27 protein-coding genes are annotated in these 25,327 nt (G+C 71.8%); 19 read left to right on the forward strand and 8 right to left on the reverse strand.

The features are described from left to right. Positions 1-4 precede the first annotated feature (4 nt). The 9 genes from ACZ31C_RS30805 to ACZ31C_RS30845 all read left to right on the forward strand — a co-directional run bounded on the left by ACZ31C_RS30805 (position 5) and on the right by ACZ31C_RS30845 (position 9,037). Positions 5-259 (forward strand): acyl carrier protein, encoded by a 255-nt coding sequence (locus ACZ31C_RS30805; protein ID WP_396749056.1) that lies wholly within the window; start codon positions 5-7, stop codon positions 257-259. Then, the gene (locus ACZ31C_RS30810; protein ID WP_465798273.1) at positions 256-1,407 is read left to right on the forward strand and encodes an acyl-CoA dehydrogenase family protein; all 1,152 of its coding nucleotides are present in this window, start codon (positions 256-258) and stop codon (positions 1,405-1,407) included. The genes ACZ31C_RS30805 and ACZ31C_RS30810 overlap by 4 nt, the downstream gene beginning before the upstream one ends. Next, positions 1,400-2,515 (forward strand): acyl-CoA dehydrogenase family protein, encoded by a 1,116-nt coding sequence (locus ACZ31C_RS30815; protein WP_465798274.1) that lies wholly within the window; start codon positions 1,400-1,402, stop codon positions 2,513-2,515. Before ACZ31C_RS30810 ends, ACZ31C_RS30815 begins: the two co-directional genes overlap by 8 nt. Then, entirely contained in the window at positions 2,512-3,177 is a 666-nt protein-coding gene (locus tag ACZ31C_RS30820; protein ID WP_465798275.1) for a 4'-phosphopantetheinyl transferase family protein, read from the forward strand. Before ACZ31C_RS30815 ends, ACZ31C_RS30820 begins: the two co-directional genes overlap by 4 nt. Continuing rightward, on the forward strand, positions 3,174-4,682 hold the full coding sequence (locus ACZ31C_RS30825; protein WP_465798276.1) for an AMP-binding protein: 1,509 nt from the start codon (positions 3,174-3,176) through the stop codon (positions 4,680-4,682). The genes ACZ31C_RS30820 and ACZ31C_RS30825 overlap by 4 nt, the downstream gene beginning before the upstream one ends. Next, positions 4,682-5,209, forward strand: coding sequence for a flavin reductase family protein (locus ACZ31C_RS30830; RefSeq protein WP_396749044.1), 528 nt, complete (start codon positions 4,682-4,684; stop codon positions 5,207-5,209). The genes ACZ31C_RS30825 and ACZ31C_RS30830 overlap by 1 nt, the downstream gene beginning before the upstream one ends. 58 nt (positions 5,210-5,267) lie before the next feature. Continuing rightward, positions 5,268-6,143, forward strand: coding sequence for an inositol monophosphatase family protein (locus ACZ31C_RS30835; protein ID WP_465798277.1), 876 nt, complete (start codon positions 5,268-5,270; stop codon positions 6,141-6,143). After that, complete coding sequence (locus tag ACZ31C_RS30840; RefSeq protein ID WP_465798278.1) at positions 6,127-7,083, forward strand: Gfo/Idh/MocA family protein; 957 nt, start codon at positions 6,127-6,129, stop codon at positions 7,081-7,083. The genes ACZ31C_RS30835 and ACZ31C_RS30840 overlap by 17 nt, the downstream gene beginning before the upstream one ends. A 103-nt stretch (positions 7,084-7,186) precedes the next feature. After that, positions 7,187-9,037 carry an AfsR/SARP family transcriptional regulator gene (locus tag ACZ31C_RS30845; RefSeq protein ID WP_465798279.1) on the forward strand — a complete coding sequence of 617 codons (1,851 nt, stop codon included), beginning with the start codon at positions 7,187-7,189 and terminating at the stop codon, positions 9,035-9,037. Here ACZ31C_RS30845 and ACZ31C_RS30850 read toward each other — a convergent pair. Beyond that, positions 9,016-9,939 carry an arginase family protein gene (locus ACZ31C_RS30850; protein WP_465798280.1) on the reverse strand — a complete coding sequence of 308 codons (924 nt, stop codon included), beginning with the start codon at positions 9,937-9,939 and terminating at the stop codon, positions 9,016-9,018. The genes ACZ31C_RS30845 and ACZ31C_RS30850 overlap by 22 nt on opposite strands. A gap of 195 nt (positions 9,940-10,134) precedes the next feature. Here ACZ31C_RS30850 and ACZ31C_RS30855 point away from each other — a divergent pair, with 195 nt between their 5' ends. From ACZ31C_RS30855 to ACZ31C_RS30865, 3 genes are all read left to right on the forward strand, one after another. Further along, positions 10,135-14,316, forward strand: a complete 4,182-nt coding sequence (locus ACZ31C_RS30855) for an ExeM/NucH family extracellular endonuclease (RefSeq protein WP_465798281.1) — start codon at positions 10,135-10,137, stop codon at positions 14,314-14,316. An 83-nt stretch (positions 14,317-14,399) separates the two neighbouring features. Further along, on the forward strand, positions 14,400-15,032 hold the full coding sequence (locus ACZ31C_RS30860) for a hypothetical protein (RefSeq protein WP_465798282.1): 633 nt from the start codon (positions 14,400-14,402) through the stop codon (positions 15,030-15,032). Positions 15,033-15,098: 66 nt separating this feature from the next. After that, positions 15,099-16,142, forward strand: coding sequence for a hypothetical protein (locus tag ACZ31C_RS30865; protein WP_465798283.1), 1,044 nt, complete (start codon positions 15,099-15,101; stop codon positions 16,140-16,142). Between the two features lie 36 nt (positions 16,143-16,178). On the opposite strand, the gene ACZ31C_RS30870 is transcribed toward ACZ31C_RS30865, so the two are convergent. Together ACZ31C_RS30870 and ACZ31C_RS30875 are read right to left on the reverse strand one after the other, a co-directional pair. Next, positions 16,179-17,633 carry an ATP-binding protein gene (locus ACZ31C_RS30870; protein WP_465798284.1) on the reverse strand — a complete coding sequence of 485 codons (1,455 nt, stop codon included), beginning with the start codon at positions 17,631-17,633 and terminating at the stop codon, positions 16,179-16,181. Beyond that, complete coding sequence (locus ACZ31C_RS30875) at positions 17,630-19,288, reverse strand: NAD(P)/FAD-dependent oxidoreductase (protein ID WP_465798285.1); 1,659 nt, start codon at positions 19,286-19,288, stop codon at positions 17,630-17,632. Before ACZ31C_RS30875 ends, ACZ31C_RS30870 begins: the two co-directional genes overlap by 4 nt. A 174-nt stretch (positions 19,289-19,462) precedes the next feature. On the opposite strand from ACZ31C_RS30875, the gene ACZ31C_RS30880 reads away from it, so the two are divergent. Together ACZ31C_RS30880 and ACZ31C_RS30885 are read left to right on the forward strand one after the other, a co-directional pair. Continuing rightward, positions 19,463-19,777 (forward strand): hypothetical protein, encoded by a 315-nt coding sequence (locus ACZ31C_RS30880; RefSeq protein WP_465798286.1) that lies wholly within the window; start codon positions 19,463-19,465, stop codon positions 19,775-19,777. Continuing rightward, complete coding sequence (locus ACZ31C_RS30885; protein WP_465798319.1) at positions 19,777-20,178, forward strand: hypothetical protein; 402 nt, start codon at positions 19,777-19,779, stop codon at positions 20,176-20,178. Before ACZ31C_RS30880 ends, ACZ31C_RS30885 begins: the two co-directional genes overlap by 1 nt. On the opposite strand, the gene ACZ31C_RS30890 is transcribed toward ACZ31C_RS30885, so the two are convergent. Both ACZ31C_RS30890 and ACZ31C_RS30895 read right to left on the reverse strand, forming a co-directional pair. Continuing rightward, on the reverse strand, positions 20,156-20,356 hold the full coding sequence (locus ACZ31C_RS30890) for a hypothetical protein (protein ID WP_465798287.1): 201 nt from the start codon (positions 20,354-20,356) through the stop codon (positions 20,156-20,158). The two genes, ACZ31C_RS30885 and ACZ31C_RS30890, sit on opposite strands and share 23 nt — an antisense overlap. Positions 20,357-20,448: 92 nt before the next feature. Beyond that, positions 20,449-20,640, reverse strand: a complete 192-nt coding sequence (locus ACZ31C_RS30895) for a hypothetical protein (protein ID WP_465798288.1) — start codon at positions 20,638-20,640, stop codon at positions 20,449-20,451. 288 nt (positions 20,641-20,928) lie between these two features. Here ACZ31C_RS30895 and ACZ31C_RS30900 point away from each other — a divergent pair, with 288 nt between their 5' ends. From ACZ31C_RS30900 to ACZ31C_RS30910, 3 genes are read left to right on the forward strand one after another with little or no spacing between them, the layout of a single operon-like run. Next, complete coding sequence (locus tag ACZ31C_RS30900) at positions 20,929-21,141, forward strand: hypothetical protein (RefSeq protein WP_465798289.1); 213 nt, start codon at positions 20,929-20,931, stop codon at positions 21,139-21,141. Continuing rightward, the gene (locus ACZ31C_RS30905; protein WP_465798290.1) at positions 21,090-21,449 is read left to right on the forward strand and encodes a hypothetical protein; all 360 of its coding nucleotides are present in this window, start codon (positions 21,090-21,092) and stop codon (positions 21,447-21,449) included. The genes ACZ31C_RS30900 and ACZ31C_RS30905 overlap by 52 nt, the downstream gene beginning before the upstream one ends. Positions 21,450-21,458: 9 nt before the next feature. Further along, positions 21,459-22,169 (forward strand): alpha/beta fold hydrolase, encoded by a 711-nt coding sequence (locus ACZ31C_RS30910; protein WP_465798291.1) that lies wholly within the window; start codon positions 21,459-21,461, stop codon positions 22,167-22,169. A gap of 31 nt (positions 22,170-22,200) precedes the next feature. On the opposite strand, the gene ACZ31C_RS30915 is transcribed toward ACZ31C_RS30910, so the two are convergent. Beyond that, positions 22,201-22,770 carry a TetR/AcrR family transcriptional regulator gene (locus ACZ31C_RS30915; RefSeq protein ID WP_465798292.1) on the reverse strand — a complete coding sequence of 190 codons (570 nt, stop codon included), beginning with the start codon at positions 22,768-22,770 and terminating at the stop codon, positions 22,201-22,203. Positions 22,771-22,880: 110 nt separating this feature from the next. On the opposite strand from ACZ31C_RS30915, the gene ACZ31C_RS30920 reads away from it, so the two are divergent. Next, the gene (locus tag ACZ31C_RS30920; protein ID WP_465798293.1) at positions 22,881-23,807 is read left to right on the forward strand and encodes an SDR family NAD(P)-dependent oxidoreductase; all 927 of its coding nucleotides are present in this window, start codon (positions 22,881-22,883) and stop codon (positions 23,805-23,807) included. Here ACZ31C_RS30920 and ACZ31C_RS30925 read toward each other — a convergent pair. Next, positions 23,804-24,274, reverse strand: a complete 471-nt coding sequence (locus tag ACZ31C_RS30925; RefSeq protein WP_465798294.1) for a PPOX class F420-dependent oxidoreductase — start codon at positions 24,272-24,274, stop codon at positions 23,804-23,806. The two genes, ACZ31C_RS30920 and ACZ31C_RS30925, sit on opposite strands and share 4 nt — an antisense overlap. Positions 24,275-24,355: 81 nt before the next feature. Here ACZ31C_RS30925 and ACZ31C_RS30930 point away from each other — a divergent pair, with 81 nt between their 5' ends. Continuing rightward, a complete protein-coding gene (locus ACZ31C_RS30930; RefSeq protein WP_465798295.1) occupies positions 24,356-24,709 on the forward strand; it encodes a MerR family transcriptional regulator in 354 nt (117 codons plus the stop codon). A 9-nt stretch (positions 24,710-24,718) separates the two neighbouring features. On the opposite strand, the gene ACZ31C_RS30935 is transcribed toward ACZ31C_RS30930, so the two are convergent. Next, positions 24,719-25,324, reverse strand: a complete 606-nt coding sequence (locus ACZ31C_RS30935; protein ID WP_465798296.1) for a hypothetical protein — start codon at positions 25,322-25,324, stop codon at positions 24,719-24,721. Positions 25,325-25,327: the final 3 nt, after the last annotated feature.

The raw sequence follows: 25,327 nt of genomic DNA on the forward strand, positions 1-25,327 counted from the left end.
CGTCATGAACGCCGAATTCACCGAGATGCTCCGGCCGTTCCTCAAGTTCGCCGGCGACAAGGAGATCACCGAGGAGTCCCGCCTGCGTGACCTGGGCCTGGACTCGATGCGGGAGATCGAGCTGCTCTTCGCCATCGAGGACACCTTCGGCGTCGCCGTTCCCGACGACAAGCTGGTCGACTCGACGTTCGCCACGGCGGGCGGGTTGTGGCACGTGATCGAGGATCTGCGGACGCCGGTCGGTGGTGGTGCCCGATGACCGGGTACGCCGAGGCGCTGACCACGGTGGCGGAGGTCGCCGCCGCGCACGCCGAGGCCGCCGACACCACGGCCACGTTTCCCACCGAGGCGCTGGACGCGATGCGCCGTACGCGGCTGCTGGGCCTGCTGGTGCCGACCGCCGAGGGTGGTCCCGGCGGCACGCTCACCGACATGGTCGACGTCACCGAGGCGTTGGGTCGGGTGGACATGTCGGTGGCGATGGTCTTCACGATGCACTGTCAGCAGGTGGCGGCGCTCGCCACGTACGCCGGGGAGAAGCTGCGCGCCGAGGTGCTGCCGGCGGTGGCGCGGGGCGAGGTGTACCTCGGCTCGGTCACCACCGAGCCGGGCAAGGGCGGGCACCTGCTCACCTCCGAGTCGGGGCTGGAGCAGGACGGGGAGATGCTGCGCGTCGACCGGCAGGCCCCGATCGTCACCGGCGGCCCGTACGCCGACGCGTTCCTGATCACCACGCTGGCACCGCAGGCCGAGTCGGCCACGCAGGTCGACCTGGTCTATGCCGCCCGCGACCAGTTGGAGATCGAGGTGACCGGCGGCTGGCAGCCGTTGGGCATGCGGGCCACGCACAGCGTGCCGATGCGGCTGCGCGGCGCGGTGCCGCAGTGGCAGGTGGTCGGCGAACACGGCGGGTTCCGGGACATCGCGACCCGGGTGTTCGCGCCGCTGGCCCACATCGGCTGGGCCGCTGCCTGGCTCGGGACGGCGGCCGGCGCGTACTCGCGGGTGCTGCGGCACGCGCGCAGCGAGGCGGGACGACGGCAGTTCGCCCCCTCGTCGGAGCTGGTGCTGCTGCGCCTGGCCGGGATACGGACCCGGCTCGACGCCACGAACGCCCTGCTGCGGCACACCGTGTCGGTCGTCGACTCGGCACCCGACATGTCCGCCGCGCCGGTGCAGTCGCTGCTCAACACGCTCAAGATCCGGGCCGCCGAGGAGTCCTTCGCCGCCGTGCACGAGCTGGTCGAACTGGTCGGGCTGCGGCACGGCTACCTCACCGGCTCACCGCTGGCGGTGGAGCGCGCCTTCCGCGACCTGCGGTCGGCGTCGCTGAACTACGGCAACGACCGCCTGCGACTGGCCAACGGGGCGCTGGCGCTGCGCGACCCGGGGGTGCGTCTTGCCTGAGCCGACCGCCGATTTCACCGCCGCGCTGCGCAGGACGCTGGCGGGGGTGGACACCGCCGACGCACGGGCCCTGTGGCGGGCACTGGGCGTCGGCGGTGTCGTCGCTGCCCTCTGTCCCGACGGCGGCAACCAACCTGACCCGCGCCGGCTGGCGGCGCTGTTGACCGAGCTGGACGCCCGCTGTCCGCTCGGCGTGACCCTCTCGGTCTGCGTCCAGGTGGCCACCGTGCTGCCGCTGCTCTCCGAGGCGACCACCGCCGGACCGGCCACCGGACCGGTCGCCGAGACGGTGGCCGGCATGGTGCGCGGTGAGACCGTGGTGGCGCTGGCCGTCACCGACGCCGGTGCTTCCGGCTCGGACCTGCTCGACGCCACCACCCGGGCCAAGCTCGGCGACGACGCCGTGACCCTGGACGGCGGCAAGGAGTGGATCACCAACGCGACCACCTGCGACGCCGCGCTGGTGCTCGCCCGGCACCGCGAGCCCCGACACTTCACCAGCTTCTGCTGGCTGCTGGTGCCGATATCGACGCCGGGGGTGACGGTCGAGCCCACGGGGCGCGCCTTCGCCGGGTCCGGCGTGGGACAACTCCGGTTCGACGGCGTGGCCCTGGAACCGAACGCGCTGGTAGGGCGGCCCGGTCGGGCGCTGGCCGGATTCGCCCGGCAGGTCGGCGTCGAGCGGCTGGCCGGTGCCCTCTGGTCCCGGGCGATCTGCCGCCGACTGTTGACCGGGCTCGGGAAGTGGCTGCGGGCCCGACCGGCCGCCGACGGCACGCTCTGGGACCACCCGGCGGTCCGCGAGCGGTACGCCCGCTGCCTGGTCGCCCTACGCCAACTGGACGCGCTGTGCGCGCCCCTGCTGGACGGTCCGCCCGGTCCACCATCGACCGTCACCGGCATGGTGCTCAAGGTGGCCGCCGCCGAGACGGTCGAGACAATCGCGGCCGAGGCGGTGCACCTGCGTGGCGCGGACGCGTTCCGCGACGGCGGCGAGGCGGCACTGCGTACCGAGGCGGCCATGTTCGGCATCGCCGGGGGTGCCACCGGGACGATGCTGGCCGGACTCGCCGACCACGCGGACGACCTGCTCGGGAGCGGGCCATGAGCAGCGGCTACCGGCTGCCCGACATGCCGGGCGCGGTGGCGGTCGCGCTGCCCGACGGGGTCTTCGCCGCCTACGCGCCGATCGGTGCCCTGGAGACGCCGGAGCAGGCGGCCGGTGACGTCGGCCGGGGGCTGCCCCGGTGGCGGGTGACCGAACGGGTCGGCGCGCGGCGACTGCTGGCCACGCTGGTCGGCGCGGTGGCACCGGACGGGACCGGGCACCTTGCGGTGGGCAGCCGCGCGGGCGGCCAGCCGTACCTGCCGGACCGCCCCGACCTCGAAGTCAGCCTGGCGCACTCCGGTGGCGTGGTCGCGGCGGCGGTGCACACCCGGGGCGGCGCGGTCGGCGTGGACGTGCAGGAGCCGTACCCGGTGGGTGACGCCCTGGTGTGGCGCTGCTGTCCGCAGGGCGCCGTCGCGCTGCTGCGACACGACCGGTCCACCCGCGACGCGGCGGTGGCCCGGATCTGGACCGTGCAGGAGTCCTGCGCCAAGGCCACCGGGCGCGGGCTGGGCATCCGGCCGTGGCGGATCCCGGTCGGCCCCGACCAGGAGCACGGGGGGTGGCGGCACCTGCGCTGGCGGACGTTACCGCCGACCGGCGGTACGCCGTGGAGCTGCGCCTGGGAACCGATCGACGACAGGAAGGGAGCAACGCCGTGAGTCTGTACCAGTGGTTCCAACGCAGCGTCGCGCGGTCGCCGGAGGAGATCGCGCTGGAGGTGGGCGCGGAGGCGGTGACGTACCGGCGGATGGACGAACTCGTCGTGCACCTGGCCGGGCAGCTCTGCCACCCGACCGGCCGCCCGCCCGCCGCCGTCGGTCTGCTGGCCGCCCGCAGCCTGCCCGCGTACGTCGGTTATCTGGCCGCATTGCGCGTCGGGGCGGTCGTGGTGCCGCTCAACCCCACCTTCCCGATCTCCCGCAACGTGCAGGTGTGCCAGGGCGGCGGGGTCGAGGTCGTGGTGGTGGACGAGACGGGTGCCGCCGTCGCCGCCGACCTGTCGGCCCGGACCGGTGCCGTGCCGGTACGCCTCGACGCCTCCCGCACCGGCACGCCCGTGCCGCCGACCGAGGTCGCCCCCGACGACGTGGCCTACACGCTGTTCACCTCGGGCTCGACCGGGCGGCCGAAGGGTGTGCCGATCCGGCACCGCAACGTCGACGCCTACCTCGCGTACTGCCTCGACCGCTATCCGATCGGGCCCGGTGACCGGCTGTCGCAGAACTTCGACCTGACCTTCGACCCGTCGGTCTTCGACATGTTCGTCGCCTGGGGCAGTGGGGCGACGCTCGTCGTGCCGCAGCCCGACGAGGTGCTGACCCCGGTGCGCTTCGTCAACGACCGGGGCATCACCGGATGGTTCTCGGTGCCGTCGGTCGTGTCGCTGGCCCGCCGGATGCGGATGCTGTCGCCGGGTGCCATGCCGGGCCTGCGGTACAGCCTGTTCGCCGGTGAACCGTTGACTTTGGACCAGGCGCGGGCCTGGGCCGAGGCGGCCCCGAACAGCGTGCTGGAGAACCTGTACGGCCCCACCGAACTGACCGTGACCTGCACCGGTCACCGGCTGCCGGTCGACGTCGCCGACTGGCCGGTCACCTCGAACGGGACAGTCCCGATCGGCGAGGTGTACCCGCACCTGGACGCGATCCTGCGGTCCGAGACGGGCGAGATCGTCGACGACGACGGCGAGCTCTGCGTACGGGGACCGCAGTGTTTCACCGGGTACGTCGACGCGGCCGACGACACCGACCGTTTCGTCACGCACGACGGGCGGCGGTACTACCGCACCGGTGACCGGGTCCGCCGCGAGGACGGTGTACTGGTCCACCACGGACGCCTGGACGACCAGGTGAAGATGCACGGCTACCGGATCGAGCTGGGCGAGATCGAGATGGTCCTGCGCGGCCACCCGGGGGTGCAGGACGCGGTCGTGCTGGCGCTCGGCGCGGGCGAGCGCACCTGCCTCGAAGCGGTCTACACCGGCACCGAGGGGATCGGCGAGGAACTGCGCCAGAGCTGCGCCGACCGGCTGCCCGGATACATGGTGCCGAGCCGCGTCCACCACGTGCCCGCGCTGCCCACGAACGCCAACGGCAAGACCGACCGACGCCGGATAGCCGCCCTGGTCGACACGGGTGCCGGCGAGACGAGAGGAGCGTTGTGATGACCGACGTGTCGCGTCGGGTCGACACCGACCGGGGTTTCCGGTCGGTCGCCGGCCGCTTCGCCACAGGTGTGGCGGTGGCCACCGCACGAGGTTCGGACGGGCCGGTCGGCATGACCGTCAACTCGTTCACCACCGTGTCGCTGGACCCCCGGATGCTGCTGATCTGCCTCAAGCACGACTGCCGGCTGCTGCACGCGGTGCGCCGGACCGGCCGGTTCGCGATCACGGTGCTCGCCGACGACCAGCGGGCCGAGGCGGCATGGTTCGCCTCGCACGGCCGACCGGCGGGGACCGAGGGTTTCGCGGACATTCCGCACGACCCGGAACGGACCACCGGCTGCCCGCTGCTCACCGACGGGGTCGCGTACTTCGGCTGCGAGGCGGTCCGCACCGACCCGGCCGGTGACCACATGGTGTTGATGGGCGTCGTCCGGTCCTCGGGCCTGCTGCGCCCGAAGCCGCCGCTGCTCTTCGTGGACGGCCACTACGCCCGCGTAGCCGACGCCGAGCAGGTGACGGCATGAGCGAGCGAATCATCAGGCCCAGCACAAATGCCGGCCCGCAGCGCAGCGGAGGGACGGCATGAGTGTCGGGGCGGCTCCTACCGACCTGCGGAATCTCAGCGTCCGTGCGGCGCGGGCGGGTGCGGACGCGATCCGCGCGGTGTGCGAGCGGGGAGTGCGGCTCTCCTACAAGGGTGGCGCGGCCCAGAACCCGGTCACCACCGCGGACCACGCCAGCGAGCGGGCCATCCTGGGCCTGATCGCCCGCTCCCGGCCGCAGGACGCGGTGCTGGCCGAAGAGTCCGGGTTGACCGCGGGCTGCTCGGGTCTGCGCTGGATCGTCGACCCGCTCGACGGCACGCTGAACTTCAGTCACGGTCTGAGCCGCTACGCCGTGAGCATCGCCGTCGCGGCGGACCGGGGCGACATCGGCGGGACCGACGGGCGCGGCACGGGTGCCGACGGCCGGGTGGTGGCCGCGACGATCCTTCAACCGGCCACCGGTGCCTGCCTGATACTCGGCGGCGACGAGGTGCGCGACGGCCGGGACGCCCCGGTGACGGTGGACCGGACGGCGTCGCCGGGGCACGCGCTCGTCGCGTTCGCGGTGCCCAACACGCCCGGTCCGCGCCGTCAGGCGTACCGGTTGTTGAGCCTGGTCGCGCCCCACATCGCCGACCTGCGCAACTCGGGCTCGACCGTCTGCGACCTGGCCGCCGTGGCGACCGGCGAACTGGACGCCTTCGTCAGTTTCGACCCCGCGCCGTGGGACATCGCCGCCGGCACCGCCCTGATCGAGGCGACCGGCGGCACGAGTCGACGCTGGCGCCGGGCCGGTCGCCGCGTCTTCGCCACCGGTGCACCGGCGGTGGTGGCGGCGCTTGCGGAGTGGCTCGGCCCGACCGGAGACGACCGTCCCGACGAGGAGGAGTGGCGAGATGACCAGCAGTCCTGAGTTCCGACTCGCGTTGGTGGGTGCCGGCCGGATGGGTCGGCACCACCTGCGCGCGCTGACCGGCAACCCGACGGTGGCGGTCACCGCGGTGGTCGATCCGGTGCCGGCGGCCCGGGCGGCGGTCGCCGACGCCGGGCTGCCGGCGTACCCCTCGGTCGAGGATCTGCTCGCCGAGACCACGCCCGACGGTCTGCTGGTGACGGCGCCGACCGGCCGGCACGGCGCGCTGATCGCCACCGCCGCCAAGGCCGGACTGCCGGTGCTGTGCGAGAAACCGGCCGGACTGACCGCCGACGACGCGCGGGAGGCGGGCCGGGTGGCGACCGCTGCCGGTATCCCGTTCCAGGTGGCCTACTGGCGCCGTTTCGTGCCCGCGCTGCGCGAGTTGCGGGACCGGATCGCCGCAGGTGAGCTGGGCGAGATCCTCTTCGTGGCGGCGTTGCAGTGGGACGGTGAACCGCCGGGGGCGGCCTTCCGCACCGGCAGCGGCGGCATCTTCGTCGACATGGGGGTGCACGAGTTCGACCAGATCCAGTGGTTGACCGGGCAGCGGGTGGTCCGGGTCTGCGGGCAGGCCGCCGGACCGGTCACCGACCCGGCGGTACGCGGGAGCGACGTGGACAGCGCCCAGGCGCTGCTGGGCCTCTCCGGCGGTGCCACCGCGCTCGTGTCGTTGGGACGGCATCACCGGGGCGGCGACATGGCGAGCGTGGAGGTCTTCGGCACCCGTGACCACGTACGCCTGACCTTTCTCGACCCGGCCGACGGGGACGCCACGATGTACGCCGCACTGGCCCGCCAGGCGGAGGACTTCGTGGACCTGGTGCGCACCGGACGCTCTACCGGGGCGGGGACGGCGGACGCGGCGGCGGTGCTCGACGCTGCGTACCAGGCCAGCGCGGCGACGTCCGTTTGCGGCGTGACAAAGCCCGATCGGTGACTGTTTTCATCATCTGCTGGCCGTGTTACTACTCCCTCCCGGCGGGGATTGCGAAATAGAGAAATCGCTCATCGGCGATATCCTGCAGGGGGAGAGAGAATTTATGCAATTCAATGTGCTCGGACCATTGACATTGGCTACCGAGGCTGGTCCGCTTCCGATCAACGGAGCAAAACCCCGCTCCCTGCTCTCCATCCTGCTGATGAACCCCGGCCGGATGGTAGCCACCGGTCGCCTCATCGACGGTATCTGGCCGACGTCCCCGCCCGCCTCCGCGCTGCACAACGTCCGCACGTACGTGCACCGGCTGCGGCAGCTCCTGCACCGGGTCGGGGACTCGGCCGACCGGCTGGTCCGCGACGGCACCGGCTACCACCTGCAGGTCGAGGAGGACGAACTCGACCTGCTGCGCTTTCAGCGATTCGTCGACCAGGGACACCGGGCGGCCCGGGAGGACCGCCTGGACAGCGCCGTCGACCTGCTCGGCAGAGCCCTCGACCAGTGGCACGGGCGACCGCTGGAGGATCTGCCGGACCTCGGCACCGACGTCGCCGCGTTCACCGTGGCACTCCAGGAACAACGCCGGGCGGCGGTGACCGAACTCATCGACGTACGGCTGCGACTCGGGCAGCCCGCAGCGGTCATCCCACAGTTGCGGCGGATGGTGGCCGAGGAGCCGCTCGACGAGCCCCGACAGGCCCAGCTCGTCGTCGCGCTCACGCTCGAAGGCCGCGTCGCCGAGGCGCTCGCCGCCTACCAGGAGGCGCGACGGGTGATCGTCGACGAGTTGGGTGTCGATCCGGGCGCCACCCTCCAGGGCGCCCTACAGGTCGCGCTCGACGCCGACTCGACCGAGGTCCGGCCGCCCGGCGGCTGGCCGGCGCTGGTCGGGGGCGGGACACCACCACCGCCGGCCGTCCCCGATCCGCCGGCCGGTCGACGGGCCCTGCCGATGAAGCCGCCCCGGCTGGTCGGCCGGGCCGCTGCGGCCCGCCAGTTGCGCGCCATCGCGGACACCGTCGGCACCGACGAGCACGCGGGCGTCGTGCTGGTCACCGGAGCGCCGGGCGTCGGCAAGTCCAGCTTCGCCGTGGCCAGTGGCTACGAGTTGGCCGACCTCTTCCCCGACGGGCAACTCTTCGTCAGCTTCGACCATGCCGCCGGTACGCCCCGGAGCACCGCCGACCTGATGCGGGAACTGCTCGTCGAACTCGGCGTCGCCCTGACCGACGTACCCGAGGACGTCCGCGAGCGCGCCGCGGTGCTGCGGTGCACGCTCGCCGATCGGCGCCTACTCCTGATCATCGACGACGTCGACTGCGCCCAGCAGGTCCGGCCCCTGCTCCCGGGCGCCGGCCGCAGTCTGGTGCTGATCACCAGTCGGCACCGCCTGCTCGACCTCGACGTGGGGTGGCGACTGAATCTCGGGTCACTGAGCCGGGGCGACGCGGTGCGGCTACTGGCGACCATCGCCGGTGAGCAGCGGGTACGCGAGCAGCCGGAGGTGTTCGGCCGGATCGCGGCGGCCTGCGACCAGTTGCCGTTGGCCTTGCGGATCGTGGGCAGCCGGATCGCCGCCCAGCCCGGCATCGCCCTGCCCAGCTTCGCCGAGCAGTTGGAACAGGAGGAGAACCGGCTGGAGGAACTCGCCGTCGGCGACATCTCGGTCCGGCACAGCCTCTCCGGCAGCTACCAGGCGCTCACCCCCCAGGCGCGGGCCGCGCTCAACGCACTGGCCATCAGCGACCTACTGATCACGCAGTCCAGTGCCGGCGACATCCTGCACCTGCCCGGACCGCAGGCCAACCGGGTGGTGGAGGACCTCGTCGCGCACAACCTGCTGGTGCCGGTCGACTCGGACGGCACCGGGCAGCGTTTCCACCTGCCCGTCCTATTGCGCATCTTCGCCCGGGAGTGCGCCACCCCGCGCGCTCAGCTCTCCCCGGTCGCCTGACCACTCGCCCGCCCGGTGCCCAGCGCATCGGCCAACATCTCGACGAACCGGGTCAGCACCTCGTCCTCCGGCAGGTGGTCGGGGTTGATCTCGGTGACCGTCAGCCCGGCGAAGCGCGGGCTGCGCACCAGCGTGGCGAGGGTGGTCGACGCCTCGGCCAGCGTGAGCCCGGTCGGTTCGGGCACGTCGGCCAGCGGGGTCTCGACGAAGTCGAGCACGTCGACGTCGAAGTGCACCACGAACGCCTCGGCGGCGGCCTCGGCGGCGGTGCACGCTCGCCGTGCCGCCGCGACCGGATCGGCGTGCACCTCGTCCGCCGGCACGTACGTGATGCCCAGCTCGGCCACCAGGTCGTACTCGTGGTCCCCCGGGGGTAGCGAGTCCCCGTACACGACCACCCGGTCGGGAGTCAGCAGCGGCACGGCACCACCGACGGCGGCGACCTCGGGCCGGGTGCCGGGCAACCCCAGCATGTGTGCCAGACCCATCGCGTCCATGTTCCCATTCGCCCTGGTCAACGGCGTGTACAGGTCCGGTCCGCCGTCCACGTAGACCAGCGCCACCGGTCGTCCCGCCCGGGCGTGCCCGGCCACCAGTCCCAGCGTCACCGTGCAGTCACCGCCGAGGACCAGCGGCAGTCGGGACCGGCGTACCGAGGTCTCGACCTGCTGCGCCACGTCCGTCGCGACCCGCGCCACCTCGGTCGCGTTCTGGCCGGTGCGACGTGCCGGGTCCGGTCGCCAGCGCGACGGCGGCACGTCACCGAGGTCGTCGACCTCGGCGGTACGTCGCAGCAACCGGACCAGGCCCGCGTCGCGCAGCGCGGCCGGTGCCTGCTCCACTCCGGGGGTGTGCGCCCCCGCGCTCGACGGTGCACCGATGACGTCCCACGTCGTGGTCATGACCTCATCATCACCCCGTCGGCGCGTCGACGCCGGGCACGACCGCGCTCGCGATAGCGCGGAACCGGCGATCCGGCAGGCCAGGACGGTGGTCCATGCCACCGACTTTCCCCTGCTTTAGTACATCTGGTGGCTCCCGTACGGACACCGACGCCGCTTATCCTCCCGAGGTCTAATCCCTCGGAGGCCGCGCACATGCAGCGAAGAAGAAGTACACGACTACTCACAATCCCGGGCGTACTGGTCACCGCCGCCGCGCTCACCCTCTCCAGTGGCACCGCCGCGTTCGCCGACCCGGTGCCCACGACGCCGTTCATCAGTGAGATCCACTACGACAACGTCGGCGCGGACGTCGGCGAGGCGATCGAGATCGAGGCGCCGGTCGGCTTCGACCTGAGCGGTTGGCAGATCGTCCTCTACAACGGCGCCAACGGTGCGCCGTACAACACCAGGACGCTCAGTGGGTCCGTCCCGGCGGCGGGTGTCGTCGTCGCGTCGTACCCGGCCGACGGCATCCAGAACGGCGCGCCCGACGGCGTCGCGCTGGTCAAGCCCGACGGCGGGGTGGCCGAGTTCCTCACCTACGAGGGCACCTTCACCGCGGTCGGCGGCCCGGCGAACGGCCGGACCGGCGTCGACATCGGCGTGGAGGAGACCGGTTCCACGCCGGTCGGCCACTCCCTCCAGAAGATCGACGGCACCTGGCGGCCCCCGGCCCCGAACAGCTTCGGGGTGCGCAACAGCGACTCCGGCCCGGGCCCCGATCCGGACCCGGATCCGCCGCTGGGCTGCACCATCACGGTCGACCGCACCATCGCCGAGGTCCAGGGCACCGGCAACGCGACTCCGCTGGCCGGCACCCGGGTCACCGTCGAGGGCATCGTCACCGCCGACCACCGCACTGGTGGCTACAACGGCGTGTACCTGCAGACGGCGGGCAGCGGCGGGGAGCGCACCGTCGCCGCCGGGACCGCCTCGGACGCGGTCTTCGTCTACCTGACCACGAACACCGCCAACCACCCGTCGGTCGCGATCGGCGACCGGGTCCGGGTCAGCGGCACCGCGAGCGAGTTCAACGGCCTCACCCAGCTCACCATCGGCGCCAAGAGCGATGTCCAGGTCTGCGAGCAGGGCGCACCGCTGCCCGCCCCGGTCCCGGTCGAGCTGCCGCTGAGCGACGACGCCCGCGAGTCGGTCGAGTCGATGCTGGTCGCCCCGGTCGGCTCGTACGCCGTCTCCGAGGTCTACAACACCAACCGGTTCGGCGAGGTCGTCCTCACCGCCGGTGACAAGCCCGCCGCCACCCCCACCGACAAGGCCCGCCCCGGCTCGGAGGCGGCCCGCCAGCTCGCCGCCGACAACAAGGCGCGCCGACTGCTGGTCGACGACGGCAAGACCACCAACCTGGCCAACGCCGGGCTGCTTCCGCCGTACGTCTCCCCGGCCGCCCCGCTGCGGGTCGGTGACTCGGTCGAGGCGTTCGGTCCGTCGGTGCTGTCGTACGCCTTCAACGAGTGGCGTCTGCAGCCGACCCGTCCGGTCGACGCCGACACCGTGCCGGCCGCCCGGACCACCTTCAAGTCCACCAACCCGCGTACCGCCGCTCCGGTCAACGTCGGCGGCGACCTGCGGGTGGCCAGCTTCAACGTGCTGAACTACTTCGTCCACTTCGGCGGAGACGCACGCGGTGCCGCGAACGAGGCGGCACTGGTCAAGCAGGAGGCGAAGATCGTCTCGGCGATCAGCGCGCTGGACGCCGACGTGGTCGCGTTGCAGGAGATCGAGAACTCGGTCCGGTTCAACGCCAACGACCCGCAGCAGGCGCTCAAGCGCCTGGTCGCCGCCCTGAACACCGAGGACGGCGCGGGCACCTGGGACTACGTCCGCACCCCGACGGAGCTGCCGGGCGCCGCCCAGCAGGACGTCATCACCACCGCGATCATCTTCAAGCCGGCCAAGACCCAGCCGAAGGGTCCGTCGCGTTCGGTGAACGACGAGTCGGTCTGGTTCAACGCCCGCGAGCCGCTGGCGCAGACCTTCACAGCCGGTCCGCTCGACTTCACCGTGGTCGTCAACCACTTCAAGTCCAAGAGCGGTGCCGGCAGCGGTGACAACGCCGACTCCGGGGACGGTCAGGGCGGCTGGAACGGTGACCGGGTCCGGCAGGCCACGGCACTGGCCACCTTCGTCGACCGGGTGAAGGCCGACAGCGGCACCGACAGCGTGCTGCTGCTGGGCGACTTCAACGCCTACACCCACGAGGACCCGATGCAGGTCCTCTACGACAAGCAGTACGCCAACCTCAACGACACCGGCAAGACGAGCTACGTCTTCGGTGGCGAGTCCGGCTCGCTGGACCACGCCCTGGCCTCGCCGTCGCTGGCGGACCGGGTCACCGGCGTGGACGTCTGGCAGACCAACGCGGTCGAGTCGTACGCCTTCCAGTACGACGGCCTGGCCTCGTTCTTCGCGCCGGACCCGTACCGGGCCAGCGACCACAACCCGCTGATCGTCGGGCTCAACACCGGGGCCAGCCCGGTGGACCTGCAACTGCTGACCATCAACGACTTCCACGGTCGGCTGGAGTCCCCGGCCACCGTGAACGGTCAGCCGGTCGGCGGTGCCGCCCAGCTCGCCGGTCTGGTCAACCAGCTGCGGGCGCAGAACCCGAACACCGCGTTCGTCTCCGCCGGTGACAACATCGGCGCGTCGACCTTCATCTCGGCGATCGACGACGACAACCCGACGATCGACTTCCTCAACCAGGCCGGTCTGACCGCCTCGGCGGTGGGCAACCACGAGTTCGACCAGGGCATGACCGACCTGACCGACCGGGTGATGGAGCGGGCCGACTTCCCGATCCTGGGCGCCAACGTGTACCGGGGCGACTCCCGGGCGCTGCCGGCGTACTCGGTCAGCACCATCGGCGGGGTCAAGGTCGGCTTCATCGGCGTGGTCACCGAGCAGACCGCGTCGCTGGTCAGCCCGGACGGCATCGCCGGCCTGACGTTCCGCGACCCGGCCGCCGAGGCCAACCTGGTCGCCGCCCAGCTCAAGGACGGCAACCCGGACAACGGCGAGGCGGACGTGGTGGTGCTGCTCACGCACGAGGGTGCCGCCACGGAGAACATCGACTCCCCCGAGGCCCTGGCGAACGACCCGGTCTTCGGCAAGTTCACCCGGGTCGACGCCACCATCGACGCCATCTTCAGCGGCCACACCCACCAGCCGTACGCCTTCGAGGTCCCGGTCCCGGGCACCGACAAGCTGCGTCCGGTGGTCCAGGCCGAGGACTACGGCAAGCGACTGGGCAAGGTCACGCTGACCTTCGACCCGCAGTCGAAGTCGGTCACCGCCGCTGACGCCTCGCTCGTCGACGTGCTCGGTGCGCCGCAGGACCCGGCGGTGGCCGACATCGTGGCCGCCGCGAAGGTCCGGGCGGAGGAGTTGGGTCAGCGCAAGCTCGGTGAGATCACCGCCGACATCCGGCGGGCCTACACCGGCGGCAACGAGGACCGGGGCAAGGAGTCGGCGCTGGGCAACTTCATCGCCGACGTGCAGCTCGCCGGCACCGCCGACGCCGGCCGGGGCGGGGCGCAGATCGCGTTCATGAACCCGGGTGGTCTGCGGGCCGACCTGCTGTACCGGACCGACGGCACGGTGAGCTACGCCGACGCCTTCTCGGTCCAGCCGTTCTCCAACGACGTGGTCACCAAGTCCTACACCGGCGCCGAGATCAAGCAGGTGCTGGAGCAGCAGTGGCAGCCGGCGGGCGCGTCCCGTCCGGTGCTGTGGCTGGGCGTGTCGAAGGGCTTCAGCTACACCTACGACCCGACCGCCGCGCAGGGCTCGCGGATCACCTCGATGCAGCTCAACGGCGCGCCGATCGACCCGGCCGCCACCTACCGGGTCACGGTGAACTCGTTCCTCGCCTCCGGTGGGGACAACTTCACCACCCTCGGTGGGGGCACCGACCGGGTCACCACCGGCGACAACGACCTCACCATGCTGACGAACTACCTCGCCGGCAACTCGCCGGTCACCGCGGACACCACGCCGCGCTCGACCGTCGGGCAGGGCGACCCGGAGTGGGACGTCACGGTGCAGGCCCGCACCCAGTGCGTCGGCACCAACGCGTACGTCTCGGTCAGCGCCCAGAACGCCGACGACGTCGCGCTCACCATCGAGCTGGTCACCCCGTACGGCTCGCGCACGGTCACCGATGTGGCTCCGGGCAAGGCCGCCTTCCAGGCGTTCAACACCCGGGCCAAGACGGTGGCGGCCGGTACGTCGACGGTCAAGGTCACCGGTACCGTCAACGGCCAGCCCGTCACCACTGAGGTCGAGGCACCGTTCCCCGCTCTCACCTGCGGTTAGTTCGCTCGCGGTGGCGGTGCCTGCGGGTGCCGCCACCGCACCATCCCCCGTTCGAAAGACATAAGCACCAAACGGAGCATCGAATGCACACAATGAACCACAAGCGCCTGATCGCGGCCGCTGCCGCCGGTGCGCTGCTGGCCGGGTCGGTGGCGCTGGCGTCGCCGGCCCTCGCCGAGCCGGTCGACAGCACCGACGTCCGCGTCACCGTCGACATCGAAGAGGTCAAGGAACCGGGCGTGCTCGCCCTCTCCGTCGCCGGCAACTCGGTGGCGCTGTCCGAGGACGGCTCGACCCTGCTGGTCCGTCAGTTCACCGGCACCCTGCCGACGGTCACCGTCACCGACACCCGGACCGCCGACGAGGTGCCCGAGGGCTCCGCCTGGGCGGTACTGGGCAGCGCGACCAACTTCGTCGGCAGCAGCGGCCAAGACCCGATCAGCGCCGGACACCTGGGCTGGAAGCCGCGCCTGATCGACGGCGGCGACAGCGGGCTGGTCAGCGAGGGCGAAGAGGTCGTCACCGTGCTGGACGAGCCGACCCAGCCGGGCAACAACGTCGGTCTCACCGACCAGGAGCTGCTGGTCTCCACGTTCGACTCGGGCGCGGTCGCCGGTGACGCGTACTCCGTCAACGCCGGCCTGTTCCTGCGTACCCCGGCCGACGTGGCCGCCGGGTCGTACACCTCGACGCTGACCCTCTCCCTGTTCGAGTAGTCCCCTGGTCGGGGAGCCGCCTCGGGCGGCTCCCCCGGCCGCACCCTACCGCCGAAGGATCCCGCCATGTTCCGAACCTCGCCGCCGCGAGCGCTGTCGCGGCTGCTCGCCGTGCTGGCCGTGGTGCTCGTCGCCACGCCGATCGCGCCGGCCGGTGCGATGGCGGAGCCGACCACCCCGACCGTCACCTGGGCGGTGCAGCCGGCCGACCGCAACGGCCCGGACGGGCGGCGGTGGATCGAGCACACCCTCGACCCCGGTCAGGTCATGACCGAGCACCTGGCGGTCCGCAACTTCAGCGACTCCTCCGTGGTCTTCTCCCTCAAGGCGGCCGACGGCTACCTCACCGACAAGGGCCGCTTCAACATGCTGCCCTCGAACGAGACGTCGGTGGACGGCGGCACCTGGATCGAGGTGCAGGAGCAGGTCACCGTCGGGGCCAAGCAGACGAAGGTGGTGCCGTTCACCATCACCGTGCCGGGCAACGCCACCCCGGGCGACCACCCGGCGGGTATCGCGGCGACCGTCACCAGCACCGGCGGCACGGTCGCCGTGGAGAGCCGGGTCGGCTTCCGGGTGATGATGCGCGCCAGCGGCACGGTCACCGCCGGCCTGGGTGTCGACGGGCTCACCGCCTCCTACACGCCCTCGTGGAACCCCTTCTCCGGCGGCACGGTCCAGGTCAGCTACACCGCCACCAACAACGGCAACGTCGCGGTGACCGGCGTCGGCGACGTGACCGTCCGCGAACTGTTCGGCCTGACCGGGCGGGAGACCCCGACCGAGGTCGACGAGATCCTGCCGGGTGGCCAGAAGTCGTTCGAGGCCCGGGTCGACGGGGTGTGGGGGTTGGGCCGGATGCGGACCACCGTCGACCTCACCCCCGCCGTGCTCGGCGGCGACGCGACCGACGCGGTGATCCGCCCCGCCTCGGCCAGCGTCACCACGTGGAGCGTCCCCTGGGCGCAGCTCGTGCTCCTGCTGGTCGTCGTCGCGCTCGTGGTCGTCGTGGTCATCGTCCGTCGGCGCCGTCGGCGGCGACTCGCGCAGATGCTCGCCAGCGCCCGCGAAGAGGGCCGGGCCGAGGGCCGCAAGGCCACCGTCGGCTGACCGGCCACCCGGCGTCCGCCTTGGCGGGGTGCCGGGTCAGCCGGTCGGCGGCGACTCCAGGTCGGTCGGCAGAAGCACCCGGAACTGCGTGTTCCCCGGCGTGCTCGTCACCCGGATGTCGCCGTGGTGCTTGTTGACCACGATCCGGTACGAGATGTCCAGCCCCAGCCCGGTGCCCTCGCCGACCGGCTTGGTGGTGAAGAACGGCTCGAAGATGCGCGGCCGGATCTCCGCCGCGATACCCGGTCCGGTGTCCACGATGTCGACGGCCAACTGGTCGTTGACCAGGGCGGTGCGGACGGTCAGCGTGCCGCTGTCGCGCATCGCGCCGAGGGCGTTGTCGATCAGGTTGCTCCACACCTGGTTCAGCTCGGCCGCGTACGCCGGGATGGCCGGCAGGCTCCGGTCGTACTCCCGGACCACCCGCACCCCGGCCGGGACCTTCGCCTTGAACATCACCAGCGTGGCGTCGAGCAGTTCGTGCACGTCCACCACCTGGTACGGCGCCCGGTCGAGCTGGGAGTACTGCTTGGCTGCGCCGACCAGCGTGGAGATCCGGATGGCCGCGTCGGCGATCTCCGCCATCAGCAGCTCGGTCTCCACCGCGTAGGTCAGCCAGCGCACCGCCGCCTCGACGTCCTCCGGCCCCACCGCCGTGCGGACCCGCTCCAGCCAGTCGACGTCCAGCCCGGCGCTGACCAGCGTCTCCGCCAACTGCCAGCCGGAGGTGAAGCCCTGCTCGTCGAACCAGTCGGTCAGCGCGTCCTCGGCGTCGCTGGCGGCCAGGGCGGAGAGCGGCGCGGCCTTCGCCACCCGTTCGACCGCCTCCTCCTGGAGGCCGACGAGGGCGTGCAGCCGTCGGCCGTCGATCCGACCGTCGGCGATCAACGCCAGTTTGTGCCGCATCGCGGCGATCCGCTCGCGCAGGCTCGATGTGGCGCGCACCGCCGCGCTCGCCGGATTGTTCAGCTCGTGGGTCAGCCCCGCCGACAGCGAACCGAGGGCCAGCAGCCGCTCCCGCTCACCGACCAGCGTCTGGGTGTCCCGCATGCCGATGAACATGCCGTCCAGCAGGTGCATCGCCATCGGGAACCAGGACCGCACCGCATGCGCGAACTGCTCCGCCGGGAGCACGAAGAACTCCGCGTCGGTCAGCGCCCACATGCTGTTGCGATACTGCCGGGCGTCGCCCACGTACGCCTGGGTGGCACCGCCGTACGCGCCGCGCTGCGAGGTGCGGCTGATCTCCACCTCGTCGCCGTGCACGGTGCGGCATAGCCGGACCGTGCCGTCGAGCAGGACGAAGAAGCATTCCGCCGGGTCGCTCTCGCCGTAGACCAGCTCACCGCCGGCCCGCCGCTCGACCCGCCCCTGACTGGCCAGGAACGCCAGCTGTTCGGCGTCCAGCGACTCGAACAGGAACAGTGTCCGCAGCTCGTCCTCGGTCAACCGCTGCGGCTCCGCGCCGGCTGTCGGTCCGTCGGTGGTCATTGCGCCTCCAGGTAACGGTGCACCAGGGATACCGCCATCGCGCCCTCGCCGACCGCCGAGGCCACCCGCTTCACCGACGCCGCGCGGACGTCACCGGCGGCGAAGACGCCCGGCAGGCTCGCCTCCAGGTGGTACGGGTCGCGGGGCAGCGACCAGCCGGGTGGCCGGCGTCCGCCGGTGACCAGGTCGGGCCCGGTGACCACGAAGCCCCGCTGGTCGCGGACCACCGTGCCGTCCAGCCAGCCGGTACGCGGTTCCGCGCCGATGAAGACGAACAGCCAGGAGGTGTCCACGTCCCGCTGCTCGCCGGTGCGGGTGTCGCGCAACGTCAGTCGTTGCAGGTGTTCGTCCCCTGCGGCGGCGGCCACCTCGGTGTGCGGGTGCACGATCACCTGCTCGATGCGGCCGAGTTGCTCGATCAGGTACTGCGACATCGAGGCGGTCAGGTCGGCGCCCCGGATCAGCAGGTGCACCCGCTGCGCGTACCGAGAGAAATAGACCGCCGCCTGCCCTGCGGAGTTGGCCCCGCCGACGATGTAGACGTCCGCGCCGACGCAGCTCGGTGCCTCGCTGGCGGCCGAGCCGTAGAAGACCCCCCGGCCGGTGAAGTCGTCCAGGCCGGGTGCCGCCAGCATCCGGTACGACACGCCCGTGGCCAGCACCACCGAGTGCGCGGCCAGGCACTGACCGTCACTGAACCGCAGCACCCGCGCCGAGCCTGCCTCGTCCAGTCCGACCACCTCGCGGGTGCTGAGCAGCTCGGCACCGAACTTGAGCGCCTGCCGACGGGCCCGGTCGGTGAGCTGCGCACCGGAGACGCCGTCGGGAAAGCCGAGGTAGTTCTCGATCCGGCTGCTCTGCCCGGCCTGCCCACCGGTGGCCAGCCTCTCCACCAGCACCGTCCGCAGCCCCTCGGACGCGCCGTACACCGCCGCGCCCAGCCCGGCCGGGCCGCCGCCGACCACGATCAGGTCGTAGAAGTCCGCCGTCGGGGTGACGTTCAGACCGATCAGCCCGGCCAACTCCGCCTCCGCCGGAGCCACCAGCGTCTTGCCGTCGCCGGTGACCACCAGCGGCACGTCGGCCTCGGTCACCCCCGCCGCCGCGAGCAGCCGCGCCCCCTCGGGGTCGTCGACCAGCAGCCAGCGGTACGGCACCAGGTTGCGGGCGAGGAAGTCACGGATCGCGAAGGACTCGGCAGACCACCGGTGCCCGACCACCCGGATCTCGGTCGCCGCCGCGATTGGGCTGGCCGACCAGGCGTCCAGGAGCGAGTCGACCACCGGATAGAGCTTTTCCTCCGGCGGGTGCCAGGGCTTGAGCAGGTAGTGGTCGAGGTCGACCAGGTTGATCGCGTCGATCGCCGCGCCGGTGTCGGCGTACGCGGTCAGCAGTACCCGGCGGGCTGCCGGGAACAGGTCCATCGCCGCTTCCAGGAACTCGATCCCGGTCATCTCCGGCATCCGGTAGTCGGCCAACAGCAACGCTACCTGTTCACCGCGCAGTTTGATCTCCCGCAGCGCCTCCAGCGCCTCCGGGCCGGCGTTGGCGCGCACCACCCGGTACCGGTCGCCGTAGCGACGCCGCAGATCCCGGGCGACGGCCCGCGAGACCGCCGGGTCGTCGTCGACGGAGAGAATCACCGGGTTCGCCATGGGCCAATGAAAGCACGGCGGTGTTCCACCTCGGTTGCCCGCGAAACGACCACTGACGGTGGACGCTCAGGCGTCGAGCGTCCCGTCCGTGACGCCCTGGACGCAGGGCAGGGGCTGTGGACCTGCCCCCGTGTTGCTGGCACGAGGAAGGTGCTACCGGAGTACGCTGACGGTATGACCACGGTGAAGAAGCTGTCGATCTCCGTCCCTCAGGATGTGGCAGAGACGTTGGAGCAGCAGGGCCCGGGCAAGGCGAGCGCCTACGTGACCGGGGCCGTGCGCGCCCAGAGGGCGTGGGAGCAGTTCCGTGACGAGCAGGTTCGCCGTGGGGTGGCGCTGACCTCGGAGGGCATGGCCGCCGCCCGCGCGCGCCGGTACGCGGTGCAGGCCGAGTGGCCTGCGGAGCGATTCGCGGCGGTCCGCGAGCGGGTCCGTCAGCACATGGAGCAGGATCAGGCCGGCGGGGACCAGTCGGCGTCGGCCGCGTGATCCCTGAGGACGACCTGCCCCCGGTCACGCTCGTGCTGGACCGCTCGGCGCTGCTGGCGTACGTAGCAGGGTCGATCCACGTTGTGGAGCCAGTGGGCGAGGTCATCACCGACCGGCAGCGTTTCGGTGTCACCGCCGTCACCGCCGCTGAGGCATTGAGGCTGGCGACCGTCTCGAAGGACCGGACAGACCTCCACACACTGCTGGCGATGGATGCCTGCGCGGTGCTGCCCACGTGGGGCGAGGACTGGTGGGAGCTGTCGTACTGGCTGGGGGTGACCAGTCGGGTCGACCTGGCAACGACGGTGCTGGCGTCGCTGGAGCACGGGGCGCAGATCCTGACCGGGGAGGGGCATCGCTACGGCGAGGGCCTGCCGATCAACCACATGCCGGATCAGTGACCGGGGCGCCAGCCCCGAGGCCAGCGTCACAGGCCACATTGATCTCCCGCAGCGCCTCCGGGCCGGTGTTCGCGCGCGCCACCCGATACCGGTCGCCGTAACGACGCCGCAGGTCCCGGACGACGGCCCGCGACACCGCCGGGTCGTCGTCGACGGAGAGAATCACCGGGTTCGCCATGGGCCAATGAAAGCACGGCGGTGTCGCACCTCGGTTGCCCGCGAAAAGCCCGCTTCGGCCGCGATCTCGGACTACCCCGGCCTCGGTCGACGTCAGTCCTCGTCGGTCGGGCTGGGGCGATTCTCGGCGATCCAGGCCCGGACGGCCTTGCCATCCCAGACGCGGCCCATCTTCAACGTCACGACCGGATCAGGGAATCCCTTACGGCCCACGATGATCGTGGCGCGCTGCTTGCTGATCCCACCAAGCAGATCACGGATCTCATCCAGCCCGAGCAGCTCCACAAACTGACGCTATGGCCTATAGGAGTTACACAAGGGGGAAGGGGGTGCAACATTGCCCTTGGGGGTTGTCTTTGTACAACCCCCGTGATGCCATGGATGCATGACACGATTCGTCTCGTTCAAGGAGTATCTGGCCGGCGTTGCTCTGACCCTCGCGCGAAGGCACAGACCGGCGTGGAACCACATCCTCAAACGAGTGACCTGTCGGTGCGGACGGGATCTCCCTTGCCGGGTGCGGCACCGGGTGCCGATCAACCGGGGCCACTGGCCAGGGGAAGCCTCGTGACGATGCACGGGCCGGTTCTGCCGATCTGGACCTGCGCGGGCTGCGGTGCCCCCTGGCCCTGCCGGACGCGCCGTCAGGAGTTGCAAGCCGAGTACGCCAACGCCCCGGTGTCCCTGGCGCTCTACCTGGGCTCGTGCATGCTGGCGGCCAGTCGGGACATGGGATGGGCTCCGGCCGGGCTGCTGCACCGAAGGTTCCTCGGGTGGCTGTCGTGACCACACCCTGCCCCGGCGATCTGCTCCGCGTCGGACGTGAGGCCAGCGTGCAGTTCCGACAGCCGATTCTGTTCCGCGTGATCCGGGTCCTGAACTGGACCACGTACGACGGATGGATCTGGTTGGAGGGGTACCAGCTCAACGGGCGAGGAGATGCGGTCGACCGCCGTGCCATCTTCGTCCAACCGGCCGGACTCCGGACCGCACCGGCACCCGTGGCGGTCCGGCGATCGGGGCGGAAGAGAGTTTCCTCCAAGCGCTGCGGCACGGCTCGCGCAGGGACAGCGGACCCGGGAACGCCGCCGTAGGCTTCCGCCATGCTGGCGTACCGGTCGGTGGACATGGGGTGGGGTCGGCTGGCGTACCGCAGCATCGAGGGCGGGCCGGGCACGGAGGCCGCGCCGCCGATGGTGCTGGTGCACGGCGGCGGGGGCGACGGGACCACCTGGGACGCGCTGGCACCGACGTTCGCCCGGCACCGCAGCGTCCACCTGCCCGATCTGCGGGGGATGGGACGCAGCGACCGGGTCGGGCCGTATTCGCTCACCGTGCTGCGTGATGACCTGCTGGCGTTTCTCGACCGGCTGGCCCTGGATCGGGTGGTCCTGGTCGGGCATTCGCTGGGTGCCGCCGTGGCACTGCTGGCCGCCGAGCGGGCACCGGAGCGGGTGCTCGCCCTGGTGCTTGAGGAGTGCCCGCCGCCGGTGCCGCTCGGGATCATCGTTCCCACCGACCTGCCGGACAGCGCGCCGCACTACGACCGGGAGGTACGTCCGTCGGTGCTGGCGGAGTTGAACGCTCCCGACCCGGCCCGCTGGTCGGCGTTGGCCCGCCTTCCGGTGCCCACGCTGGTGCTGGCCGGTGGGCCGGGCAGCCACCTGCCCCAGGAGCCGATGGCCCGGATGGCCGACAGCCTCCCCGCCGGCAGTCTGGTCACCATTCCGACCGGCCACCACGTACACGCGCAGGCACCCGACGCCTTCGTCACCGCCGTCGAGTCCTTCCTCGCCGACCCGCCCACGGCCTGACGCCGCCCCGTCCACGGCCCGCGCCGAGCCGTCAGGCGCGTAGTCCCCGGAGCAGGATCTCGACGTACCGGTCGCGGTCGGTGTCGCCGCTGACCGTGACCGCGTGCTGGAGGCCGCAGAACAGCGCCCGCAGGTCGTCGGCGGTGATCTCCGGGCGGATTGCACCGGCGGCGCGGGCGCGGTGCAGAAGTCGGTCCACCGCTACGGTCAGCGCCCGGCCCAGTTCCCTGGTCTCCGGGCGGGCGGGCTCCGGCTCGGCCAGGACGGCGGCGAGCGCCGGGTCACCGAGCTGGTGATCGAGTGCGACCCGGAGTAGCCGGGCCATCTCGGCGGCGATGTCCGGGCCGGCGGCGGCCTGTTCGGCCGCGTCGACGAGTTGGGTGAACCGGTCGGCGGCCAACGCCTCCAGCAGGGCCAGTCGGCTGGGGAAGTGCCGATAGACGGTGCCGACGCCGACCCCGGCCGCCTTGGCGATCGCGTTCATCGGCAACTCCACGTCACCGGCGGCCAGCCGTTCCCGGGCTGCGCGCAGCATCCGGGCACGTACCCGGGCCGAGTCCGCACGCAGGGGCTCGGCATTCGTCGGCGGGTCGGTGGACACAGCACGAGGATAATCCATCCGCACACCAGCGGATTACTTATCCGCTCCGTGCTACGGTCGACACCACCGCAGCGGATAGTTCATCCGCTGCGATCGACCGGAGGTGCCTCATGCCCGTTTCCTGGACGTTCGACGACATCCCCGACCAGCGCGGCCGTACGGCGGTCGTCACCGGGGCCAGCAGCGGTCTCGGCCTGGTCGCCGCCGGGCAGCTCGCCGCCCGGGGCGCGACGGTCGTCATGGCCGTACGCGACCCCGCCAAGGCCGATCAGGCCCGCGCCGGCATCGCCGGTGACCTGGTGGTACGCCGACTCGACCTGGCCGACCTCGACTCGGTCCGCGAGTTCGCCGCCGAGCTACGTGCCGAGGGCCGACAGGTCGACCTGCTGCTCAACAACGCCGGGATCGCCAAGTCGGGACACGAGCGGTCCGCCCAGGGGTACGAGAGCGTGTTCGCCACCAACCACCTGGGCCACTTCGCCCTGACCGGCCTGCTGCTCGACCTCTTCCGGCCGGATCGGGACCCGAGGGTGGTCACCGTGGGCTCCGGCTTCTATCGACTGCTGCGCGGCGGGCCCGACCTGGACGACCTGACCGGAGGATCGGCCGCCGCCGAGCCTGTGCCGTACATCCGGTCGAAGCAGGCCAACGCCCTGTTCGGCGTCGAACTCGACCGTCGACTGCGCCGCGCGGGGAGCCCGGTACGCAGCCTCCTCGCCCACCCCGGCATGGCCCGCACTCCGATGAACCGGCGGTACGACAACGCCGGGGAATGGGCGGTGACCCGGATCGGCGGTCTGCTGCTGGCCCGCAGCTCCGAGAGCGGCACTGTCCCGCTCCTCTACGCCGCCACCGCCCCGACCGCCGAGACCGGCGTCTTCCACGGCCCGCCGCTGTTCCGGTGGGGCAACCGGGTGCACGCCCGCCCGGTCGTCGCCCCCGCCGACGACCGGGCCCTGGCCGCACGGCTCTGGCAGGTCTCCGAGGAGGCGACCGGCGTGCGCTACCTCGACGACGTGTCGGCGTCCGCCGCCTAGCCGATGTCCTCGCCGTAGACGTGGTTCACCGTCATCGTCATGAGCACCCTGCGGTCGGCGACCATCACCGCCCGGTACTCGTCCCAGTCCGGATGCTCCCCGGCAGCAAGCCGGTAGTAGTCCACCAGGGCGTCGACCTCGGGTCCGTACGGGTCGTCGCCCGGTCCGGTCAGCGTCACCGTGCCGTCGGCGGTGGCCCAGGACAGGCCGTCGGCGCTGGTCACCTCCAGGGCGGCGCGCGGGTCCCGGCGCAGGTTCACCGTCTTGGCCCGCCCGTCGGTCATCGACACGTACAGGACGCCGGCGGACCGGTCGAAGTAGGGCATGACCGGGGAGAGTTGGGGGCGACCGTCCGCCCTGATCGTGGCCAGCACCCCGAGCCGACTCTCCGCCAGCAGGGCGCGCGGGTCGTAGGCCGCCGCCACGGCGGGGACCGGCGTGCCGGACTGTTCGTCGCGGTCGTGCATCGTCTGCTCCTTCGCAGTGGAATCCGATCCAGGTGGGTATCGTCGACCTTCACATCGATATCAAGGTCAAGGAGATTCGGCGTGCTGATCGGGGAACTCAGTCGGCGCACCGGAGTCAACCCGCACCAACTGCGCTACTACGAGAGTCAGGGACTGCTGGAGCCGGCCCGGGGCCACAACGGCTACCGGGAGTACGCCGACGAGGCGGTCACCACCGTGACCCAGATCAGGCGGCTGCTCGCCGCCGGGCTGTCCACCGACGACATCGCCTACCTGCTGCCCTGCGCCACCGGCGAGGGTCCTGACCTCGAACCCTGTCCCGAGTTGCTGGACGCGCTGCGCACGCGCCTTCGCGGTCTGGACGAGCGGATCGACGCGCTTACCCGCTCCCGCCAGGCCCTGCACACCTATCTGGTCGCCACCGAGCAGCGGTGACGCACCCGGTCAGGACGACGGGTCGGAGGTCTTCTCCAGGGCGGCGCGGAACACCACCGTGACGCTGAACGTGGTGCCGTCGACCTGGTACGCGTAGCACCCCGGCCCACCGACCATGGTGGTCGCGGGCAGGTCGTTCTCCGGACGGACCAGCAGGGCGTGGTGTCCGCCGTCGCGCGGATCTCCGAGGTAGGAGAACTCCGCACCGGCCGGGCCCGGCCCGTCGATCCGGGCCGCCCGCACCAGCACCGGCCCGGCATAGCCGGAGCCGATCCAGCGGACCTTCTTCGTGTACGTGCCGTCCTGTTGCCGGTCCATGGCGCGCAACTCCAGTACGCCGTTCCGGAAGTAGTCGGCGACCGGATAGAGCGGCCCGGGGCCGAGCACCCGGCTGGCCTGGTCGGGGTGGGGCCAGGGCTGTGGCTCGGTGACCGGGCAGGCGTCCCCGGGTGCCACGGTGGGCAGCCGCAGCGGCGGAGCGGCGAAATCCGTCGGGGTCGCCGTGGTGCCGACCTGCCCCGACGGGGCGCCCGACGGGCTCGGACTCGTCGTCCCGTCGCAGGCCGTCACCGTCGACAGTAGCGCGGCAACCAACACCCAGCCCATTCTCACCACCAC

Source organism: Micromonospora sp. NPDC023869 (assembly GCF_055559695.1).

Excerpts from the sequence above, each read along its gene's own strand:
- ACZ31C_RS30850 (WP_465798280.1), bottom strand. The coding sequence starts at position 9,939 with ATGACCACGACGTGGGACGTCATCGGTGCACCGTCGAGCGCGGGGGCG.
- ACZ31C_RS30855 (WP_465798281.1), top strand. The coding sequence starts at position 10,135 with ATGCAGCGAAGAAGAAGTACACGACTACTCACAATCCCGGGCGTACTG.
- ACZ31C_RS30905 (WP_465798290.1), top strand. The coding sequence starts at position 21,090 with ATGGGCTCCGGCCGGGCTGCTGCACCGAAGGTTCCTCGGGTGGCTGTC.
- ACZ31C_RS30835 (WP_465798277.1), top strand. The coding sequence starts at position 5,268 with ATGAGTGTCGGGGCGGCTCCTACCGACCTGCGGAATCTCAGCGTCCGT.
- ACZ31C_RS30810 (WP_465798273.1), top strand. The coding sequence starts at position 256 with ATGACCGGGTACGCCGAGGCGCTGACCACGGTGGCGGAGGTCGCCGCC.
- ACZ31C_RS30830 (WP_396749044.1), top strand. The coding sequence starts at position 4,682 with ATGACCGACGTGTCGCGTCGGGTCGACACCGACCGGGGTTTCCGGTCG.
- ACZ31C_RS30860 (WP_465798282.1), top strand. The coding sequence starts at position 14,400 with ATGCACACAATGAACCACAAGCGCCTGATCGCGGCCGCTGCCGCCGGT.
- ACZ31C_RS30925 (WP_465798294.1), bottom strand. The coding sequence starts at position 24,274 with ATGCACGACCGCGACGAACAGTCCGGCACGCCGGTCCCCGCCGTGGCG.
- ACZ31C_RS30900 (WP_465798289.1), top strand. The coding sequence starts at position 20,929 with ATGCACGGGCCGGTTCTGCCGATCTGGACCTGCGCGGGCTGCGGTGCC.
- ACZ31C_RS30920 (WP_465798293.1), top strand. The coding sequence starts at position 22,881 with ATGCCCGTTTCCTGGACGTTCGACGACATCCCCGACCAGCGCGGCCGT.
- ACZ31C_RS30865 (WP_465798283.1), top strand. The coding sequence starts at position 15,099 with ATGTTCCGAACCTCGCCGCCGCGAGCGCTGTCGCGGCTGCTCGCCGTG.
- ACZ31C_RS30840 (WP_465798278.1), top strand. The coding sequence starts at position 6,127 with ATGACCAGCAGTCCTGAGTTCCGACTCGCGTTGGTGGGTGCCGGCCGG.
- ACZ31C_RS30820 (WP_465798275.1), top strand. The coding sequence starts at position 2,512 with ATGAGCAGCGGCTACCGGCTGCCCGACATGCCGGGCGCGGTGGCGGTC.
- ACZ31C_RS30805 (WP_396749056.1), top strand. The coding sequence starts at position 5 with ATGAACGCCGAATTCACCGAGATGCTCCGGCCGTTCCTCAAGTTCGCC.
- ACZ31C_RS30910 (WP_465798291.1), top strand. The coding sequence starts at position 21,459 with ATGCTGGCGTACCGGTCGGTGGACATGGGGTGGGGTCGGCTGGCGTAC.
- ACZ31C_RS30880 (WP_465798286.1), top strand. The coding sequence starts at position 19,463 with ATGACCACGGTGAAGAAGCTGTCGATCTCCGTCCCTCAGGATGTGGCA.
- ACZ31C_RS30870 (WP_465798284.1), bottom strand. The coding sequence starts at position 17,633 with ATGACCACCGACGGACCGACAGCCGGCGCGGAGCCGCAGCGGTTGACC.
- ACZ31C_RS30845 (WP_465798279.1), top strand. The coding sequence starts at position 7,187 with ATGCAATTCAATGTGCTCGGACCATTGACATTGGCTACCGAGGCTGGT.
- ACZ31C_RS30890 (WP_465798287.1), bottom strand. The coding sequence starts at position 20,356 with ATGGCGAACCCGGTGATTCTCTCCGTCGACGACGACCCGGCGGTGTCG.
- ACZ31C_RS30875 (WP_465798285.1), bottom strand. The coding sequence starts at position 19,288 with ATGGCGAACCCGGTGATTCTCTCCGTCGACGACGACCCGGCGGTCTCG.